The sequence below is a fragment of the Actinotalea lenta genome, assembly GCF_030586465.1.
GTDB lineage: Bacteria > Actinomycetota > Actinomycetes > Actinomycetales > Cellulomonadaceae > Actinotalea > Actinotalea lenta.
In genome coordinates, this window is record NZ_JAUQYP010000001.1 from 1,816,902 (window position 1) to 1,834,783 (window position 17,882).

At 69.7% G+C, this 17,882-nt stretch carries 15 protein-coding genes, 2 tRNA genes and 1 pseudogene; 13 read left to right on the forward strand and 5 right to left on the reverse strand.

Annotated features, from left to right (window positions below):
- The first annotated feature begins 33 nt into the window (after window positions 1–33).
- The 7 genes and pseudogenes from Q6348_RS08675 to Q6348_RS08705 form a co-directional block, all read left to right on the forward strand.
- On the forward strand, window positions 34–1,071 hold the full coding sequence (locus Q6348_RS08675; RefSeq protein ID WP_304600899.1) for a LacI family DNA-binding transcriptional regulator: 1,038 nt from the start codon (window positions 34–36) through the stop codon (window positions 1,069–1,071).
- Window positions 1,072–1,272: 201 nt separating this feature from the next.
- Window positions 1,273–2,610, forward strand: coding sequence for an ABC transporter substrate-binding protein (locus Q6348_RS08680; RefSeq protein ID WP_304600900.1), 1,338 nt, complete (start codon window positions 1,273–1,275; stop codon window positions 2,608–2,610).
- Window positions 2,611–2,699: 89 nt separating this feature from the next.
- The gene (locus Q6348_RS08685) at window positions 2,700–3,683 is read left to right on the forward strand and encodes a carbohydrate ABC transporter permease (protein WP_304600901.1); all 984 of its coding nucleotides are present in this window, start codon (window positions 2,700–2,702) and stop codon (window positions 3,681–3,683) included.
- Window positions 3,680–4,498, forward strand: coding sequence for a carbohydrate ABC transporter permease (locus tag Q6348_RS08690; protein WP_304600902.1), 819 nt, complete (start codon window positions 3,680–3,682; stop codon window positions 4,496–4,498). The genes Q6348_RS08685 and Q6348_RS08690 overlap by 4 nt, the downstream gene beginning before the upstream one ends.
- Window positions 4,495–7,014: a glycoside hydrolase family 2 protein gene (locus Q6348_RS08695; RefSeq protein WP_304600903.1), complete on the forward strand. Its 2,520-nt coding sequence runs from the start codon at window positions 4,495–4,497 to the stop codon at window positions 7,012–7,014. The genes Q6348_RS08690 and Q6348_RS08695 overlap by 4 nt, the downstream gene beginning before the upstream one ends.
- On the forward strand, window positions 7,011–7,238 hold the full coding sequence (locus Q6348_RS08700; RefSeq protein WP_304600904.1) for a hypothetical protein: 228 nt from the start codon (window positions 7,011–7,013) through the stop codon (window positions 7,236–7,238). The genes Q6348_RS08695 and Q6348_RS08700 overlap by 4 nt, the downstream gene beginning before the upstream one ends.
- Window positions 7,235–7,579, forward strand: a pseudogene (locus Q6348_RS08705) (AGE family epimerase/isomerase); the annotation flags it as partial. The gene Q6348_RS08700 and the pseudogene Q6348_RS08705, both read left to right, overlap by 4 nt.
- Window positions 7,580–7,834: 255 nt before the next feature.
- Here the strand turns inward: Q6348_RS08705 and Q6348_RS08710 are convergent.
- Window positions 7,835–7,905 (reverse strand) — tRNA-Gly (locus Q6348_RS08710).
- A 93-nt stretch (window positions 7,906–7,998) separates the two neighbouring features.
- Between Q6348_RS08710 and Q6348_RS08715 the strand changes: the two genes are divergently transcribed.
- The 6 genes from Q6348_RS08715 (at window position 7,999) to Q6348_RS08740 (ending at window position 13,673) form a co-directional block, all read left to right on the forward strand.
- Window positions 7,999–8,072 (forward strand) — tRNA-Pro (locus Q6348_RS08715).
- A 113-nt stretch (window positions 8,073–8,185) separates the two neighbouring features.
- Window positions 8,186–9,547 (forward strand): trigger factor, encoded by a 1,362-nt coding sequence (gene tig / locus Q6348_RS08720; protein WP_304600905.1) that lies wholly within the window; start codon window positions 8,186–8,188, stop codon window positions 9,545–9,547.
- Window positions 9,548–9,731: 184 nt separating this feature from the next.
- Window positions 9,732–10,355 (forward strand): ATP-dependent Clp protease proteolytic subunit, encoded by a 624-nt coding sequence (locus Q6348_RS08725; RefSeq protein ID WP_304600906.1) that lies wholly within the window; start codon window positions 9,732–9,734, stop codon window positions 10,353–10,355.
- 9 nt (window positions 10,356–10,364) lie between these two features.
- Complete coding sequence (locus Q6348_RS08730) at window positions 10,365–11,048, forward strand: ATP-dependent Clp protease proteolytic subunit (RefSeq protein WP_304600907.1); 684 nt, start codon at window positions 10,365–10,367, stop codon at window positions 11,046–11,048.
- Window positions 11,049–11,192: 144 nt separating this feature from the next.
- Window positions 11,193–12,449 (forward strand): ATP-dependent Clp protease ATP-binding subunit ClpX, encoded by a 1,257-nt coding sequence (gene clpX / locus Q6348_RS08735; protein ID WP_304600908.1) that lies wholly within the window; start codon window positions 11,193–11,195, stop codon window positions 12,447–12,449.
- Between the two features lie 54 nt (window positions 12,450–12,503).
- The gene (locus Q6348_RS08740) at window positions 12,504–13,673 is read left to right on the forward strand and encodes a baeRF2 domain-containing protein (protein ID WP_304600909.1); all 1,170 of its coding nucleotides are present in this window, start codon (window positions 12,504–12,506) and stop codon (window positions 13,671–13,673) included.
- Window positions 13,674–13,676: 3 nt separating this feature from the next.
- On the opposite strand, the gene Q6348_RS08745 is transcribed toward Q6348_RS08740, so the two are convergent.
- From Q6348_RS08745 to Q6348_RS08760, 4 genes are read right to left on the reverse strand one after another with little or no spacing between them, the layout of a single operon-like run.
- Window positions 13,677–15,455 carry an AMP-dependent synthetase/ligase gene (locus tag Q6348_RS08745; RefSeq protein WP_304600910.1) on the reverse strand — a complete coding sequence of 593 codons (1,779 nt, stop codon included), beginning with the start codon at window positions 15,453–15,455 and terminating at the stop codon, window positions 13,677–13,679.
- 45 nt (window positions 15,456–15,500) lie between these two features.
- Window positions 15,501–16,256, reverse strand: a complete 756-nt coding sequence (locus Q6348_RS08750) for an amino acid ABC transporter ATP-binding protein (RefSeq protein ID WP_304600911.1) — start codon at window positions 16,254–16,256, stop codon at window positions 15,501–15,503.
- Window positions 16,253–17,044 carry an amino acid ABC transporter permease gene (locus tag Q6348_RS08755; RefSeq protein WP_304600912.1) on the reverse strand — a complete coding sequence of 264 codons (792 nt, stop codon included), beginning with the start codon at window positions 17,042–17,044 and terminating at the stop codon, window positions 16,253–16,255. The genes Q6348_RS08750 and Q6348_RS08755 overlap by 4 nt, the downstream gene beginning before the upstream one ends.
- A 45-nt stretch (window positions 17,045–17,089) precedes the next feature.
- Window positions 17,090–17,875: a transporter substrate-binding domain-containing protein gene (locus Q6348_RS08760; RefSeq protein ID WP_304600913.1), complete on the reverse strand. Its 786-nt coding sequence runs from the start codon at window positions 17,873–17,875 to the stop codon at window positions 17,090–17,092.
- Between the last annotated feature and the right edge of the window lie 7 nt (window positions 17,876–17,882).

Below are 17,882 nucleotides of genomic sequence, written 5' to 3' on the forward strand. Positions count from 1 at the left end.
AGCGGCCGACCCGCTCGACATGAGGAGGGGCACATGGCCAGCCGCGGTGTGCGACGGCCGACGATCGCGGAGATCGCCGAGCGGACGGGCGTGTCTGCAGGCGCCGTGTCGTACGCGCTCAACGGTCGGCCCGGCGTGTCGGAGGAGACTCGCTCGCGGATTCTCCAGGTGGCGCGCGAGATCGGGTGGATGCCGAGCGCCGCCGCCAGAGCCCTGCGGGGAGGCGGGACCTCGACCGTCGGGCTGGTCATCACCCGCGAGCCCGCCGTGCTCGGGATCGAACCGTTCTTCATGGCCTTCGTCGCAGGTATCGAGCAGGTGATCTCCGAGGAGGGCTACGCACTGCTCCTGCAGGTGACCGCTGACCCTGCACGGGTCCTGCAGACCTACCGCGAGTGGTGGTCGGCCAATCGCGTCGACGGCATCTTCCTGACCGACCTGGAGCGCAGCGACGCGCGCCTGGGCCTCCTCAAGGAGCTCGAGCTGCCGGCGGTCGTCGTGGGTGACCCGGCCTTCGCGGAGGGGCTGTGTGCGGTGGGCAGCGACGATGCGGGCGCTGCGCGGGCGGCCGTCGCCAAGCTGGCCGACCTCGGCCACCGGCGGATCGCGCACCTTGCCGGTCCCGACCGGTTCGTCCACACGCGGGTGCGGTCCGAGGCGATCGGTGCGGCGGCGCGGGAGCTCGGCATCGAGGTGGTGTGCGAGATCCACACCGACTACTCCCTGGACTCAGGGGCACGCGCCTGCGACCGGATGCTCGATGCCCAGCCCCGGGCCACGGCCATCATCTGCGACAACGACCTGACTGCGGTGGGCGCCGTCCGCGCGGCTCGCAGCCGGGACCTGCAGGTCCCGCGGGACCTCTCGGTCCTCGCCTGGGACGACTCGCCGCTGTGCCAACTCGCCGAGCCTCCGCTGAGCGCGCTGAGCCGGGACGTGTCCGCCTATGGCGTCGCCGCGGCCCGGGCGCTGCTCGACCTGGTGAAGGGCGGCGACGCCGTGGGCCTGACGCCCTCGACCGCCACGCTCGTCGACCGCGGGAGCCTCGCCCAGGTCCCGGCCGGCAACTAGGGACGCGCGATGCCGGGCCGCCACTGCGCGCGGCCCGGAGCGGGGACGCGTCGGGGCAGGGGTAACGATCACGTAACGACTGTGACGTTTAAGTACACGACCCTTGTCAGCCTCGCCTTAAACGTTAAAGTACAGGCAGTCGCCACGGTCGGCGGCCCCCCGCGTGGCAGCGGTGGTCTGGTACGGACAGGAGAAACATCGATGAGGATGCGGAACACGGCTGCACTTGCGGTCGCGGCCGGACTGGTACTCGGGCTCGGGGCGTGCGGCGGCGTGAGCACGCCGGGTTCGTCGGCGGCCGGCTCGTCGTCGGCGGATGCGGGCCCGGCCGGCGAGATCACCTTCCTGACGAACAGGACGGACCTGCAGCAGGACGGCACCTTCGACGGCTACGTCACTGAGTTCCAGAAGACCTACCCGAATGTCAACGTGAAGGTCGAGGGCATCACCAACTACGCCGACGACGTGCGTACGAGGATGAGCACGCCCAACGGCTACGGCGACGTGCTGATGATCCCGCCGTCGGTTCCCGCCAACGAGTTCCAGACGTTCTTCGAGCCGCTCGGGTCGGTCTCGGACCTGGCCGCGACGTACCGCTTCCAGGCCCCCGCGAGCTACGACGGCACGCAGTACGGGATCGCGCTCGGAGGCAACGCGAACGGCGTCCTGTACAACACCAAGGTCTGGGCGGACGCCGGCATCACCGAGCTGCCCACGTCGCCCGACGCGTTCCTCGCGGACCTGGCAGCCATCAAGGCCTCGACAAGCGCGATCCCGCTCTACACGAACTACAAGGACGGCTGGCCGCTGGGCGGCCAGTGGTTCAGCAACGTCGGCGCGATCTCCGGTGACGTCAACGCGCAGAACGAGATGGCCCACGACCCGGCGCCCTGGACCCCGGGCAAGGACGTGTACGTGATCGACTCGCTGCTCTTCGACGCCGTGGCGAAGGGGCTCACCGAGTCGGACCCGCTCACCACGAACTGGGAGCAGTCGAAGGGAGACTTCGCCACCGGCAAGATCGCGACGATGGTGCTCGGCTCTTGGGCGATCTCTCAGTTCCAGGCGGCCGCGAAGGACGCAGGCGTGGATCCGTCCGTCGTCGGCTTCATGGCTTTCCCGGCCACCGCCCCGGACGGCAAGCAGTACGCCACCATCGGCGGCGACTACAACCTGGCGATCAACGTCAACTCCAAGAACAAGGACGCTGCGCGTGCCTGGATGGACTTCCTCCTGCAGAAGTCAGGCTTCACGGACTCGCAAGGAATGATTTCCGCACTCAAGGATGCGCCCCTGCCGGCCAACCTCGCGAGCCTGTCGGACAACGACGTCACCCTGATCGAACCGGCTCCGGCACCCGCGGGTGAGGAAGGCTTGCTCAACTCGGTCGCCGACAAGTCGAAGGTCGACGTCTGGGGCAACATCTACCGCCAGAAGCTCGTCGACGTGGCGCGAGGCCAGGCGTCCGGTGACAAGGCGTCGTTCTTCGCCGACCTCAATGCCAGGTGGGCCAAGGCCGTCCAGGAGCTCGCCTCCTGACCCGGCGCGCCCCGGTGTCGTCATCTCGCGCAGGGCGACACCGGGGCGTGCGCTGCGGTACGCACGTCAGTCCGACTCTTGGAGCTTCGATGTCGATCGTGTCGAACGGTTCGCTGGCGAGGTCCGGTGCCGAGGAACCGATCGCTGTGCGGGGGCGCCGACCCGTGCGCCCGCGTGGCCGGCGGCGCGGGCAGGGTCCGCGAACGCGGCGACTGGTACGCGGCCTGACTCCCTACCTCTTCGTGGCGACCGCGTTCGCACTGCTGGTCCTGCTGACCTACCTGCCGGCGGCCAACATGGTGTGGTACAGCCTCAACGAGTGGTCGGGCTTCGGCCCGGTCGACAGCTTCGTCGGCCTGAGGAACTACGTCGAGGTGTTCACCGACCCGTCAATCTTCGCGGTCTTCGGCGTGAGCCTGTACTACTTCGTCGGCTCCTTCGTCCAGATGGCCCTCGCCCTGTACTTCGCGACGGTGCTCAGCTTCAGCACCAGGTTCTCCAACCTCTTCCGCGGCATCTTGTTCTTCCCCTACCTCATCAACGGTGTGGCGATCGGGTTCGTGTTCCTCTACCTCTTCCAGCCGGGAGGCACGCTCGACACCGTGCTCGGGTGGGTAGGGGTCTCCAGCCCTCCGCAGTGGCTCGGGGATGCGTCGATCGCCAACTACTCGCTCGCCGGTACGTCGGTGTGGCGGTACACCGGGCTGAACTTCGTGCTCTTCCTGGGCGCCATCCAATCCATCCCTCGCGAGCTCTACGAGGCCGCCGAGCTCGACGGCGCGGGCCGCTGGCGCCAGTTCCGCTACATCATCTTCCCCGGGATCCGACGCATCATCGGCCTGTCGTTCATCCTCGCGGTCTCCGGGTCCCTCTCAGTCTTCGAGATCCCATACATCATGACGTCCGGTGCGAACGGCACGTCGACGTTCGTGATCGAGACGATCCAGACGGCTTTCCAGTACCGACAGGTCGGCCTGGCGTCAGCGATGGCCGTCGTCCTCCTGGTCATCGTCCTCGTCGTGACGTGGATCCAGCGAAGAGTCTTCCCCGACGAGAAGGTGGATCTCGTATGAAGCGCACGGTCGCCGGCACAGTCAAGTACGCGACGTTGATCGGCGCTTCGTTCGTGGTCCTCTTGCCGCTGACGGTCGTGCTCTTCGCTAGCTTCAAGACAAAGAAGGAATATGCGACCACCGGCCCCCTTGCGCCCCCTGAGAACTGGCTGAACTTCCAGAACTTCATTGACGCCGCCGTCAAGAGCGACATGGTGTCGGGATTCATCAACACGACGATCGTCCTCGCGATATCTCTGACCGGGACGGTGATCATCGGCACCATGGCTGCCTACGCCATCGACCGGTTCGACTTCCGCGGACGGAAGCTGGTCATGGCCATGTTCCTGGTGGCGACCCTGATCCCCAGCGTGACGAGTCAGGTGGCCACGTTCCAGATCATCTCCGGGCTCGGCCTCTACAACACGAAGGCTGCTCTGGTGCTGCTCTTCATGGGTACCGACATCATTGCCATCTACATCTTCATCCAGTTCATGCAGTCGATTCCGGTGGCGCTGGACGAGGCCGCGATGCTCGACGGCGCCAACCGGTGGACCATCTACTGGAGGATCATCCTGCCATTGCTCAAGCCCGCGATAGCCACGGTAGCGATCATCAAGGGGATTGCCATCTACAACGAGTTCTACCTGCCTTTCCTCTATCTGCCCTCGCAGAATCTCATCTCCACATCGCTGTTCCGGTTCAAGGGACCGTACGGCGGCCAGTGGGAGCTGATCACGGCGGCGACCGTGATGGTCATCGTCCCGACCGTCATAGCGTTCGTCTTCTTGCAGCGATGGATCTACCGCGGTCTGACGGCTGGGGCGGTCAAGTGACCGCCCCGTCCACCGCGGGGGTGGCCCGGGCGGTGGAGCGGCGGCAGCTGACCACGTGGACGCTGCACCTCGTCTCGGCGGACTCCGACGTCCCGCAGGCGCTGGCTCCGGTCCTGCGGGCCGGGCTCGAGACCACGGTGCCCGGCTCCGTGCTCGGCACGCTGATCGCCGCGGGCCTGGCCAGCGACGTGACCGTCGACGGGCGCGAAGAAGACGTCGCGTGGGCGTCGGGATGCAGCTGGGCCTACCGGGCCACCGTGCCCAAGACCGGTGACGGCGCGCGAGTGCGGGTCGTGCTCGAAGGTGTCGACACGCTCGGGGTCGTGCGCGTGGACGGTCGCGACGTCGCCCAGACCGACGACATGTTCCACCGGTGGGTCGTGGACCTCGGGGTCGACGATGCGCCTGGTGCGTGGTCGGTCGAGGTCCAGGTGGACCCGGTTCTCCCGGCGATCCGCGCCGCTCAGCGGGCTCACCCCCTGCCACGCGCGGAGATGTACGAGATCCCGTACAACCAGGTGCGCAAGATGGCCTGCTCGTTCGGCTGGGACTGGGGGCCCACCACCGCGACCGCGGGGCTCTGGCGCGCCGCCCAGGTCGAGCGTGCGCACTCGGCCGGGCTCGCGCGTGTTCTCCTGGCGCCGACCTGGGACGGGGGGGCGGTGCTGAGAGGCACCGTCGTCGTCGAAGGCGACGCGCGAGCCGCCTCGGTCAGGGTGGCGGCCGCAGGAGGTGGGCGGACCCTCGTCGAGGTCGAGGTGCCGGTCGAGGCATCTGCTCGTGAGCTGGACCTCCCGGTCCCCGGGGCCGAGCGCTGGGACGTGGCGGGGCGTGGTTCGCAGCCGCTGTACGACGTCGAGATCGTCCTGCTGGCCGCGGACGGGTCGGGCGTGGACCGCGTGACGCGTCGAGTGGGCTTCCGCCGGGTCGAGCTCGTCCAGGAGCCGGACGCCGGGGGGCGGAGCTTCGAGCTGCGCGTGAACGGTGCGCGCGTGTGGGCCCGAGGATTCAACTGGGTCCCGCCCGACGTGCTGCCCGAACGGGTGACGCGCGAGCGTGCACGGTTGCTGGTCGGCGAGGCCGCGGCAGCCGGAGCGAACCTGTTGCGGGTGTGGGGCGGGGGGGTCGTCGAGTCCGACGACTTCTTCGACGTCTGCGACGAGCTCGGCGTCCTGGTCTGGCAGGACTTCGGGTTCGCCTGTGCGGCCTATGCGGAGGACGACGACCAGGCCGCGCGAGTGCGACGGGAGGTCGAGGACGCCGTCGTCCGGGTGGGGCACCGACCGTCACTCGCCCTGTGGTGCGGCAACAACGAGAACCTGTGGGGCTGGCGGGACTGGGGTTGGCAGGACGTCCTCGGCCCCGACGGGGCGTGGGGAGCGCGCCTGTACTACGACGTGATCCCCGGCGTCCTGTCCTCCCTGGACCCTGCGCGGCCCTACGTCCCTGGCTCGCCGTTCTCGCCCGACACGCACGCGCACCCGAACGACCCGACACAGGGCCTCACCCATCATTGGGACACCTGGAACCGGCTGGACTACACCGCCTTCGACGACAAGTCCTCGCGGTTCGCCTCCGAGTTCGGCTGGCAGGCGCCGGCGTCGTGGCCGACGCTGGTGCGCGCGATCGGCCATGAGCCGAGGTCCGGGGACGACCCCGACCTCCGTCGCCTGCAGAAGCATCCCGACGGGCGTGCGGCGCTGGCCCGGGCCGTGGCCGACCACGTTCCGCACCTACCGACCGACGGGCGCGGCTGGTACCTGGCCACCCAGCTGGTCCAGGCGCGCGCCCTCCGCGCCGCCGTGGGCCGGTTCCGCTCACTGCACGATCTGTGCTCGGGCGCTCTGTGGTGGCAGCTGGACGACTGCTGGCCCGCACAGTCCTGGGCAGTGCTCGACGTCGCCGGTCGGCGCAAGCTCGCCTGGTACGCCGCAGCCGAGGTCATGGCACCGCGTGCGGTGATCCCGACCGCCGCCGCCGACACCTGGGGCCTCACCCTTGTCAACGACCTCCCGCAGGACTGGGAGGTGGCCGGCACGCTTCGCGTGCTGGACGAGGCGGGCGGGGCGCTGCACGAGCAGCGGATCGACAGCGTCGTTCCCGCCGACGACCATCTGGTGGTCGCCCCGGCGGGCGTGCCGCGTGGCGGCAGCCTGCGTGGGGCTGCGGTGGTGGTCGTCGACGTCGACGCGGTGCGCGGAGCTCGATGGATCAGGCCCGACCTGGAGCTGACCCATCTCCGTGCGAGCCTGTCCGTGGTCGAGGTGTCCCGCGGACCCGACCGGGTTCAGGTCACCGTGGCGGCCCGGTCGCTCGTCCGCGACCTCGTCCTCCTCGCCGAGCTCGCCCCCCAGCTCAGCGACGCGCGTGTGGACGGGCAGCTCCGGCTGCTGCTCCCCGGAGAGCGCACGACGTTCACGATCCACGGGTCAGCCGCCGACGCAGTGGCGGACGCGGACCTGGTGGGCCTGCTCGCTGCGGGGGGCGAGCTGGACGTCACCTGGGAGCCGGGATGACGCCGCAGGAGTCGGCATTCCTCGCGGCGCAGCGGGCAGACCTGCTCCGTTTCGCCGCGCGGGCCGTCCGGCTGCTCCGGCTCGCGGAGCACGGTGTGCGCAGCCTGAACGACGTCTTCCGGGATCGGTGGCATGGCGGTTGGTACTCGTCCGTCGGTGGGGGCTCGCCACGGGACGCGCCAACAGGCACACCGTCGAGGCGTACCTGGCCGCCGGAGACGTGACGGGCCAGCGCGCCTGGCACGAACGGGCGGGTCGCACGGTGGCGCGCGTCGCCGGCTGGGCGCAGGCCAACGGGTGGCGCATCCCGGAGCACTTCGACGGCGACTGGAAGCCGCTGCTCGACTACCACCGCGACCAGCCGGCGCACCCGGTCCGCCCCTACGGTGCCACCGTCGGCCACGCCCTGGAGTGGGCCAGGCTCATGCTGTCGGTCGCCGCGTCGCTGGGGGCCGACGCCCCCGCCGGGCTCGAGCGTGCGGCGGTGGCCCAGTACGACCGCGCCGTCGCCGACGGCTGGGGCGTCGACGGCGCCGATGACTTCGTGGACACCACGGACTGGGACGGCACGCCGGTGGTCCGCGAACGCATGCACTGGGTGCTGGCCGGGCGTATCGGTCCGGCCCGGGAAGCCCGACGCCTACCACGCCTCCCAGGCGGCACTCCTCCCTGCGCTTCCCCTCGTGCCCTCTTTCGCTGCAGCGCTTGCTCGGGCGCGGCCACGACTCCCGTGACGGACCCGCCCACCGTGAGGAGCTCTCCGGCCCGCGGCCCACGCTCGCGGCAGGGTGGACGGGCCCCGCTCGGCTCCGCGCGTCGGAGCGGACGACGGGAATCGAACCCGCGTAGCCAGTTTGGAAGACTGGGGCTCTACCATTGAGCTACGTCCGCGTGGCCCGTCCGGGCCGTGCCCCAGGGTAGTGGCACGCAGCCCTCCGGCTGAACACGGCGGACGACGCAGCGGCGGCACTACGATGCGCAGCACGGGATGTGGCGCAGCTTGGTAGCGCGTCCGCTTTGGGAGCGGAAGGTCGTGGGTTCGAATCCCGCCATCCCGACCCGGTGAGGCTCACGCGCGACGAGCGCGGCCGGTGCCGTAGGATCGACGGGCCGAGCGCGTGGCTCACGCCTGCCCGCGCACCCCTGACCACCACATCTGGAGACCACTGCTGTGAAGAGCGATGTCGAGACCCTGGACGCCACCACGGTCAAGCTCACCGTCGAGGTGACCGGGGAGGAGCTCAAGCCCAGCGTCGACCACGCCTACCAGGCGATCGCGTCGCAGGTGCAGGTCCCCGGCTTCCGCAAGGGTAAGGTCCCCGCCCGCATCATCGACCAGCGCATCGGCCGTGCGGCCGTCGTCGAGCAGGCCGTCAACGAGGGGATGGCGACCTTCTACCGGCAGGCGATCACCGAGGCGAACCTGCGCCCGCTGGGTCAGCCGGAGATCGAGGTCACCGAGATCCCGGCGCTGACCGAGGCCACCGGCGGCCTGACCTTCACCGCCCAGGTCGAGGTGCGCCCGGAGATCGCGCTGCCCGCCCTGGACTCGCTGACCGTGACCGTGGACGACGTCGAGGTCACCGAGGCCGATGTGGACGCTCGCCTGGACTCCCTGCGCGAGCGCTTCGGCACGCTCGTCGGGGTCGACCGGCCCGCGGCCGACGGCGACTTCGTGGTGCTCGACCTGGCTGCGCACGTGGGCGAGGAGGAGGTCGACGCGGTCAGCGGGATCTCCTACCAGATCGGCGCCGGCAACATGCTCGAGGGCCTGGACGAGGCGCTCGTCGGCCTCTCGGCGGGGGAGACCACCACGTTCGAGACCGCGCTGGCCGGCGGTGAGCACGCCGGCGAGACCGCGACCGTGACGGTGACGGCGACCTCGGTGAAGGTGCGGGACCTGCCCGAGCCGGACGACGACTTCGCTCAGCTGGCCTCGGAGTTCGACACGCTCGAGGAGCTCCGGGCCGACCTGCGGGTGCAGGTCGCCGGGACCAAGGCGTCGAACCAGGCGGTGCAGGCGCGGGACGCGCTGCTGACGGCCCTGCGTGAGCAGGTCGAGATCCCGATCCCCTCCGGCGTCGTGCAGGCCGAGGTGCACCGGCACCTGGAGTCCGAGGGTCGCCTCGAGGACGACGAGCACCGTGCCGAGGTCGAGAAGGACGCGACCGAGAACCTCACCCAGCAGATCCTGCTCGACGTGCTCGCCGAGCAGCTCGAGATCAAGGTCTCCCAGCAGGAGCTCGTGGACTACCTGATCAACGCCGCCCAGCAGTACGGCATGGACCCCAACGAGTTCATCCAGACCCTCGACCAGCAGGGTCAGATCCCGGCGATGATCGGTGAGGTCGGCCGTTCCAAGTCCGTCGCCGTGGCGCTGCGCCAGGTCTCGGTGGTCGACTCCACGGGTTCGGCGGTGGACCTGACGCCGTACATCGGCACCGACGAGGAGGCCCAGGGCGAGGAGCCGGAGGCCGGCGAGGCGTCGCAGGCCGACGAGCAGGACGAGGCCGAGGCGACGCCCGCCTCCTGAGCGCACCTCGAGACCGCCGGCCCGCGCCACACGCGCGGACCGGCGGTCTCGTGCGTCGGGCGCGGGGTGCGGACGAACGGCCGGCGGACCCGCCGGGTGCGCCGACAGCGAAAACCTCCCCGGAGCGGACGTGGCGGCCCTGGGCACCGCGTTAGGGTCCAAGAACATCGAGACGAGGAGCGCCGTGAACGACATCTCCACCGCCCCGAGCGCGAGGGGTGAGGGCCCCCAGCTCGGGCTGTCCGACCACATCTTCAACCGACTGCTGCGCGAGCGGATCATCTGGCTCGGCTCCGAGGTGCGCGACGACAACGCGAACGCCATCTGCGCCCAGATGATGCTGCTCGCCGCCGAGGACCCGGACAAGGACATCTGGCTGTACATCAACTCCCCGGGCGGCTCCATCACCGCTGGCATGGCGATCTACGACACCATGCAGTACATCCAGCCCGACGTGGCGACCATCGCGATGGGCATGGCCGCGTCGATGGGCCAGTTCCTGCTGTCCTCCGGTGCGAAGGGCAAGCGCTACGCCACCCCGCACGCGCGGGTGATGATGCACCAGCCCTCCGGCGGCATCGGCGGCACCGCCACGGACGTGCGGATCAACGCCCAGCTGATCCTGCACATGAAGAAGGTGCTCGCCGAGCTGACCGCCGAGCAGACCGGAAAGTCGATCGAGCAGATCAACTCCGACGCGGACCGCGACCGTTGGTTCACCGCCGACGAGGCGCTCGAGTACGGCTTCATCGACCACGTCGTCACGCACGCCGGCTCCGTGTCCGGCGGCGGTGGCACCACCCGCTGAGGAGTGAATGTGAGCATCGAGCACGACTACCTGGCCCGCGCGGCCTCGCTCGCCGGTGGCCGCGGACTGCCCTACGGCGCGCCGTCCTCGCGGTACGTGCTTCCTCAGTTCGAGGAGCGCACGGCCTACGGCTTCAAGCGCCAGGACCCGTACACCAAGCTCTTCGAGGACCGGATCATCTTCCTGGGCGTCCAGGTCGACGACGCGTCGGCCGACGACATCATGGCTCAGCTCCTGGTGCTCGAGTCGCAGGACCCGGACCGCGACATCACGGTCTACATCAACTCACCCGGCGGCTCGTTCACGGCGATGACCGCGATCTACGACACGATGCAGTACATCAAGCCGCAGATCGCCACCGTGTGCCTGGGGCAGGCGGCGTCTGCCGCGGCCGTCCTGCTCGCGGCCGGCACCAAGGGCAAGCGCCTCGCGCTGCCCAACGCCCGGGTGCTCATCCACCAGCCCGCCCTCGAGGGTGGGGGCTACGCGCAGGCGTCGGACATCGAGATCCACGCCAACGAGCTCATCCGGATGCGCGAGTGGCTCGAGGAGGTGCTCGCCAGGCACACCGGCAACGAGGTGGAGAAGGTTCGCAACGACATCGAGCGCGACAAGATCCTGTCCGCGCAGCAGTCGATGGAGTACGGGATCGTCGACCAGGTGCTCGAGAGCCGCAAGGCCCAGGTCGTCTGACCCACCGCAACCGGGCGTGTCCGCCGCTCGACTCGACCTGGGTCGCACGAACGGAGCAGACACGCCCGGTTCCCGGCTGACAGCCGGGCCGCGGTGGTGTGCAATGGTGGTGGTTGCTGCGCCCACGAATGGGAGGAGGGCTCCGTGGCACGAATCGGTGACGGTGCCGACCTGCTGAAGTGCTCGTTCTGCGGGAAGAGCCAGAAGCAGGTCAAGAAGCTCATCGCCGGCCCTGGGGTCTACATCTGCGACGAGTGCATCGACCTGTGCAACGAGATCATCGAGGAGGAGCTCGCCGAGGCGACCGAGGTCGGTATGGTCGAGCTGCCCAAGCCTCGCGAGATCTACGACTTCCTCGAGCAGTACATCGTGGGCCAGGACACCGCCAAGCGGTCGTTGGCCGTCGCCGTCTACAACCACTACAAGCGCGTCCAGGCCGGTGAGGCCAAGGACGTCGACGTCGAGCTGGCCAAGAGCAACATCCTGCTCATCGGCCCGACGGGCTGCGGGAAGACGTACCTGGCCCAGACGCTGGCGCGGATGCTCAACGTCCCGTTCGCCATCGCCGACGCGACGGCGCTGACGGAGGCCGGCTATGTGGGCGAGGACGTCGAGAACATCCTGCTCAAGCTGATCCAGGCGGCCGACTACGACGTCAAGAAGGCCGAGACCGGGATCATCTACATCGACGAGGTCGACAAGATCGCGCGCAAGAGCGAGAACCCGTCGATCACGCGCGACGTGTCGGGCGAGGGCGTGCAGCAGGCGCTGCTGAAGATCCTGGAGGGCACGACCGCCTCCGTGCCACCGCAGGGGGGCCGGAAGCACCCGCACCAGGAGTTCATCCAGATCGACACGACGAACGTGCTGTTCATCGTGGCCGGTGCCTTCGCAGGGCTGGACGAGATCATCTCGTCGCGCGCCGGGCGCAAGGGCATCGGTTTCGGCGCGCCGCTGCACAGCGCGGACGACGCCGACGTCTACGGCGAGGTGATGCCGGAGGACCTCCTGAAGTTCGGGCTCATCCCGGAGTTCATCGGCCGGCTCCCCGTCATCACCACCGTCTCGCCGCTGGACCGCGCAGCGCTGGTGAGGATCCTCACCGAGCCGCGCAACGCGCTGGTCAAGCAGTACCAGCGGATGTTCGAGATCGACGGTGTCGAGCTCGAGTTCACCGAGGATGCCATCGAGGCGATCGCAGACCAGGCGTTGCTGCGCGGTACCGGTGCGCGCGGGCTGCGGGCGATCCTGGAGGAAGTGCTGCAGCAGGTGATGTTCGACGTGCCCAGCCGCGACGACGTCGCCCGGGTTGTCATCACGGGGGACGCGGTGCTGGACAACGTCAACCCGACCATCGTGCCGCGGGAGACGAAGCGGACTCCGAGGGAGAAGTCCGCCTGACTGGCGAGCCGCGGCCAGGTCGGAGAGTGTGGAGACCCCGACGGAAGGTGCGCGATGAAGCTCGACTCGCTCAGGCCTCTGCTGGACCACGACGGACCGCTGACCACGGTCTGCATGGATGTCACCAGGGCCGACGAGGCCGGAGATCGCGAGATCCGGAACCGATGGAGCGCGCTCAAGCGCGCCCTTGACCACCAGAAGGCACCGGCGGAGACCGTCGACACGATCGCCGACGTGTTGCTGCGTCCCACGCACGTGCCCGGGCCGCACGGCAGGTTCGTGGTGGCGTCGGGCACCGAGATCCTGTTCGACCGGGTGCTCGCCGACGCCCCGGTCCACGAGGAGGCGTTCCACGACGGCGTCCCGTCCCTCATGCCTGCCGCTCAGGCGATCGACGAGGCCGTGCGCTACCTGCTGGTGGAGATCGACCGTACCGGTGCCGACCTGACGTGGTCCGGCGTCGACCTGCCCGACGAGGAGGTGGTCGGCGGCCACGACGTGCTGCACAAGGCTCGCGCGGGCGGCTGGTCGCACCGGCGTATCCAGACCCGGGCGGAGGACTCCTGGGAGCGCAACGTCGGCGCGGTCGCGGCAGAGCTGGACCGTCTGGTCGGCCTCGCGCACCCCGAGGTCGTGCTCGTGACCGGCGACGTCCGTGCGGTCGCGATGCTGCGCGACGAGGTCGGCAAGGCTGTGGCCGAGGTGCTCGTCGAGGTGCCGGGCGGTTCACGGGCCGACGGCGTGAAGGAGGACGTGTTCGCGGCGCGTCTGCACGAGGCGATGGAGGCTTACCGTGCGCGGCGCCGGGAGGCCGTGGTCGACCGGTTGCGGGAGGCGCTGGGCCGCGGCGCCGGCGTCACCGCCTTGGACGACGTGGTGGACGTGCTGCGGCGCGGTCAGGTGGCCGAGCTGGTCATCGTGGAGGACGCGGCCGGGAACCCGCCGCCGCTCGGCGAGCGGGAGCTGTGGGTCGGTCAGGACGCGCTGGCGCTTGGCACACGACGCAGCGAGATCGAGGCGTTGGGCCAGGACCCGCGGCGACTGCGTGCCGACATCGCACTGCTGCGTTGCGCGGTCGGGCAGGACGCCGGCGTGACGTTCGCGGTCGAGGGCAGCATCTCACTGGTGGACGGTGTGGGCGCGGTGCTGCGCTGGACCGACCCGGCCACGCCGCACGAGACGGCACCCGCCTACACGGCGGACCGGCACCGCAAGAGCCGCTGAGCCTCAGGTGTAGAGGCTCTCGATCTCCGCGGCGAAGTCGGTGAGGACGCGGGCCCGCTTGACCTTGGTCGACGGCGTGAGATAGCCGTTGGTCTCGGTGAAGTCCACGTCGAGGACCTTGATCTTGCGGATCGACTCGGCGCGGGAGACCGCCTGGTTGGCCCGCGTCACGGCCCGGTCCAGTGCCGCCAGCACGGCGTTGGACCGGGCGGCCTCGGCCACGGTCATGTCCGGCAGGTCGTGGCCGGCGAGCCAGCCCGGCAGCATCTCCGCGTCCAGCGTGACCAGCGCGGCGATGAACGGCTTGCCGTCCCCGACCACGACGACCTGGCTCACGAGCGGGTGGCCTCGCAACCGGTCCTCGAGCACGGCCGGGGCGACGTTCTTGCCCCCGGCAGTGACGATGATCTCCTTCTTGCGGCCGGTGATCGTCAGGTAGCCGTCCTCGTCGAGCGACCCGAGGTCGCCCGTGTGGAACCACCCGTCGACGAGCGCCACGGCGGTCGCCTCGGGGTTGTTGTGGTACCCGCGGAACACGTGCGCGCCGGAGACCTCGATCTCGCCGTCGTCGGCGATCCGGATGCTTGCGCCGGGGAACGGTGGCCCCACAGTCCCGATCTTGGACTTCGCGGGCATGTTGACGGCTGTCGGCGCTGTGGTCTCGGTCAGGCCGTAGCCCTCGAGCACGTGCAGACCCAGGCCTCGGTAGAAGTGGCCCAGCCGGTCGCCGAGCGGAGCTCCGCCGGAGATGGCCCAGCGGGCCTGGCCACCGAGGGCCGCCCGCAGCCGGTGCAGCACCAGGGCATCGGCCACCTTCAGCCAGAGCTTCTGGCGCAGGCTGGGTCGGGTGTCCATGGAGCGCGAGTAGGTGATCGCGACCTTGGCGGACCAGCGGAAGATGCTCAGCTTCAGGGTGCTCGCGGACGCCGTCTGCTCGGCCGAGTTGTAGACCTTCTCGAACACCCGCGGCACAGCGAGGAGGAACGTCGGTCGGAACGTCGCGAGGTCCGACAGGAGGTTCTTGGTGTCCGGCGTGTGCCCCAGCACGGAGCCCGACGCGACGCACATCACCTGGATGTAGCGCGCGAACACGTGCGCCAACGGCATGAAGAGCAGGGTCCTGGCACCGGGGTGGGCAACGACCTCGGGCAGGCCGGTGGCGCCCTCGAGCGACAGGGACGTGAAGTTGCCGTGCGTGAGCTCGACGCCCTTGGGCCGACCGGTGGTGCCCGAGGTGTAGATGATGGTCGCCAGGTCGTCGCTGCCGGCCAGGCCGCTCCGGCGCTCGATCTCGGCCTCGGGCACGTGCAGGCCTTCGGCGACCAGGGCCTCCACCGCGCCGTCGTCGATCACGAGCACCGGCACCTCGGCCGTCGCAGCACGCGTGACCTCGGCGTGCGCGGGCGTCTCGACGAGCGCGAGCCGCACGCCGGCATCCCCGAGGATCCAGGCGATCTGGTCCCTCGACGACGTCTCGTAGACCGGGACCGGGATCGCGCCGGCGGCCCAGATGGCGAAGTCCAGCAGGGTCCACTCATACCGCGTCCGGGCCATGATGCTGACCCGGTCGCCCGGCTCGACTCCGCGGGCCACGAGCCCGCGCGCCACGGCGTTGACCTGGTCGACGAACGCCCGGACGGTCATGGCACTCCACGTGCCGCCGAGCTCGGCCTTGCGTTCGCAGAAGGTGCTGGCCGGGGCGCGCTCCAGGCGCGCCGCGAGCAGGCCGGGGATGGACGGCAGGGCCGGGTCGATCAGGCTGGGCGACGTCGCGGTGCGCACGGGGGGCTCCAGGGGGCAGGCGGTGGCTCAGACCCTAGCGGCCCGTCAGGCGTCGTGGTGGTGGGTCGGGTCGAGCACGCGGGCCAGGAACGTCCGGGTGCGCTCCTCGCCGGGGTTGCCGATCACGTGGTCCGGCGAACCCTGTTCGACGATCTGCCCGTCGTCCATGAACACGACGCGGTCGGCGACCTCACGCGCGAAGGCCATCTCGTGCGTGACGACGATCATCGTCATCCCGGCCTCGGCCAGATCGCGCATCACGGAGAGCACGTCGCCGACGAGCTCCGGATCCAACGCGGACGTCGGCTCGTCGAAGAGCATGAGCGCGGGGTCCATGCTCAGGGCCCTGGCGATCGCGACGCGCTGCTGCTGGCCACCGGAGAGCTGCGCCGGGTGGGAGTCGGCGCGGTCAGCGAGCCCGACCTGCTCGAGGTTGCGGCGCGCGACCTCCTCGGCCTCGGACGCTCCGCGCCGCAGGACCTTGCGCTGCGCCATGGTGCAGTTCTCCAGCACTGTGCGGTGCGGGAAGAGGTTGAACTGCTGGAACACCATGCCGACATGCGTGCGCACCCGGTCGATGTCCACATCCGGGTCCGTCACCTCGACGCCGAGCACGCTCACGGCGCCTCCGGTGGGCTGCTCGAGCAGGTTCACGCAGCGCAGGAGCGTGGACTTGCCCGATCCGGACGGCCCGATCACGCACACGACCTCGCCCTGGGCCACGGCCAGGTCGATGCCCTTGAGCACCTCGCGCTCGCCGAAGGACTTGCGCAGGCCGGAGATCTCGACGACGGCGCTCACACGTGCCCCTTGCTTCCGGTCTTGCGCTCCAGCCACCGGGTCAGGGCGCTGAGCGGGATCGTGATCATCAGGTAGGCGATGCCCACCACGACGAACGCGGTCAGGCCGCCCACAGCGACGTTGTTCAGCGTGTATCGGGCGAGTCTGGTGAGGTCGTAGTCGGGCACCGCCAGGCCCATGACGTAGATCAGTGACGTGTCCTTGGTCAGCAGCACGATCTCGTTGGTGACCGGGGGGAGCACCATGCGGAACGCCTGCGGGATGACCACGGAGCGCATCGTCTGGCCGGACGTCATGCCCAGCGATCGGGCGGCCTCGACCTGGCCCTTGGGCACGGCCTGGAGCCCGGCGCGCAGGGTCTCGGCGAGGTACGCCGCGGAGACCATGCCGAGTGCGAGGGCGATCGTCACGGTCACCGAGGAGAACCTCACCTGGAACGCCACGGGGACGATGTAGGCAAAGGCGAGCACCACGAGCAGGGCAGGGACGCCACGGAAGAACTCGACGTAGCCCGTGGCCACGATCCGGTAGAGCCGGACCGACGACAGCTTCATGAGGGCGAGGACGAGCCCGAGCGCGAGTGCCACCGCGAACGCCGACGCGGTGTACTTCACCGTGTTGACGAACGCGTACGGCACGTCGGACGCCATCTTCTGGACGGCCTCGAGGTTGAACACCTGCTCGCGCATGTTCGACCAGTCGGTGCCCATGACCACGGCGACGACGATCACCACCAGGACGCCGTACTGCACGACCCGGGAGTACCGGGCGCGCTTGCGCGGGCTCATCCGCGCACGCCCTGGGGGCATCGTCACGCTCGGGCTCGTCATCGCTCAGCCCTTGCTCGGTGCGGTCCCGATGTACGTGGTGTAGATCGAGTCGTAGGTGCCGTCGGACTTGATGCGCGTGAGGGTGGCGTTCACCTTGTCGAGCAGTGCGGTGTTCCCCTTCTTGACGCCAAGACCGTACTGCTCGCCCGTGACGAACTCGGTGCCGACCTCGTAGCCGTCCGTCGCGTACGGGCCGAGGACCGCGATGTCGTTGATCACGGCGTCGACGTCACCGTTCTTCAGGCCCTGGATCTGCAGGCCGAGGTCCTCGTACTCGAGGGTGTCGAGGTTGTTCTTCTTGGCGAAGTCTGCGCCGGTCGTGGCCTGCTGCACGCCGACCTTCTTGCCGGCGAGCGACTCGAGCGAGTCGAGGCCGGAGCCAGTGGGCACCAGGAGGCCCTGGTTGGCGTCGAAGTACGGGTCGGAGAAGTCGAGCTTGCCCTTGCGCTCGTCGGTGATCGTGATCGCCGACGCGACGAGATCGCAGGTCCCCGCGTTGAGCGCGGCCCCGGACTGGATGCCGTCGAAGCCGGTCTCGACGGTGGTGAGGGTCACGCCGAGGTCGTCCGCGACCTGCTGGACGACGTCGATGTCGAGCCCCACCAGCTTGTCGCCCTCCTGGTACTCGAAGGGCTCGTAGGGCGGGTTGGTGCACACGGTCAGCGTGCCGGGAGTGACGAGCGGCACCTCGGACGCGCCGTCGGAGCTGCTGCTCCCAGCGGTCGAGCTGCAGGCGGCGAGGGTGAGGACGGAGATCGCGCCGAGGGCGGCGATGCGGAGCCGAGCCATGGGGGTC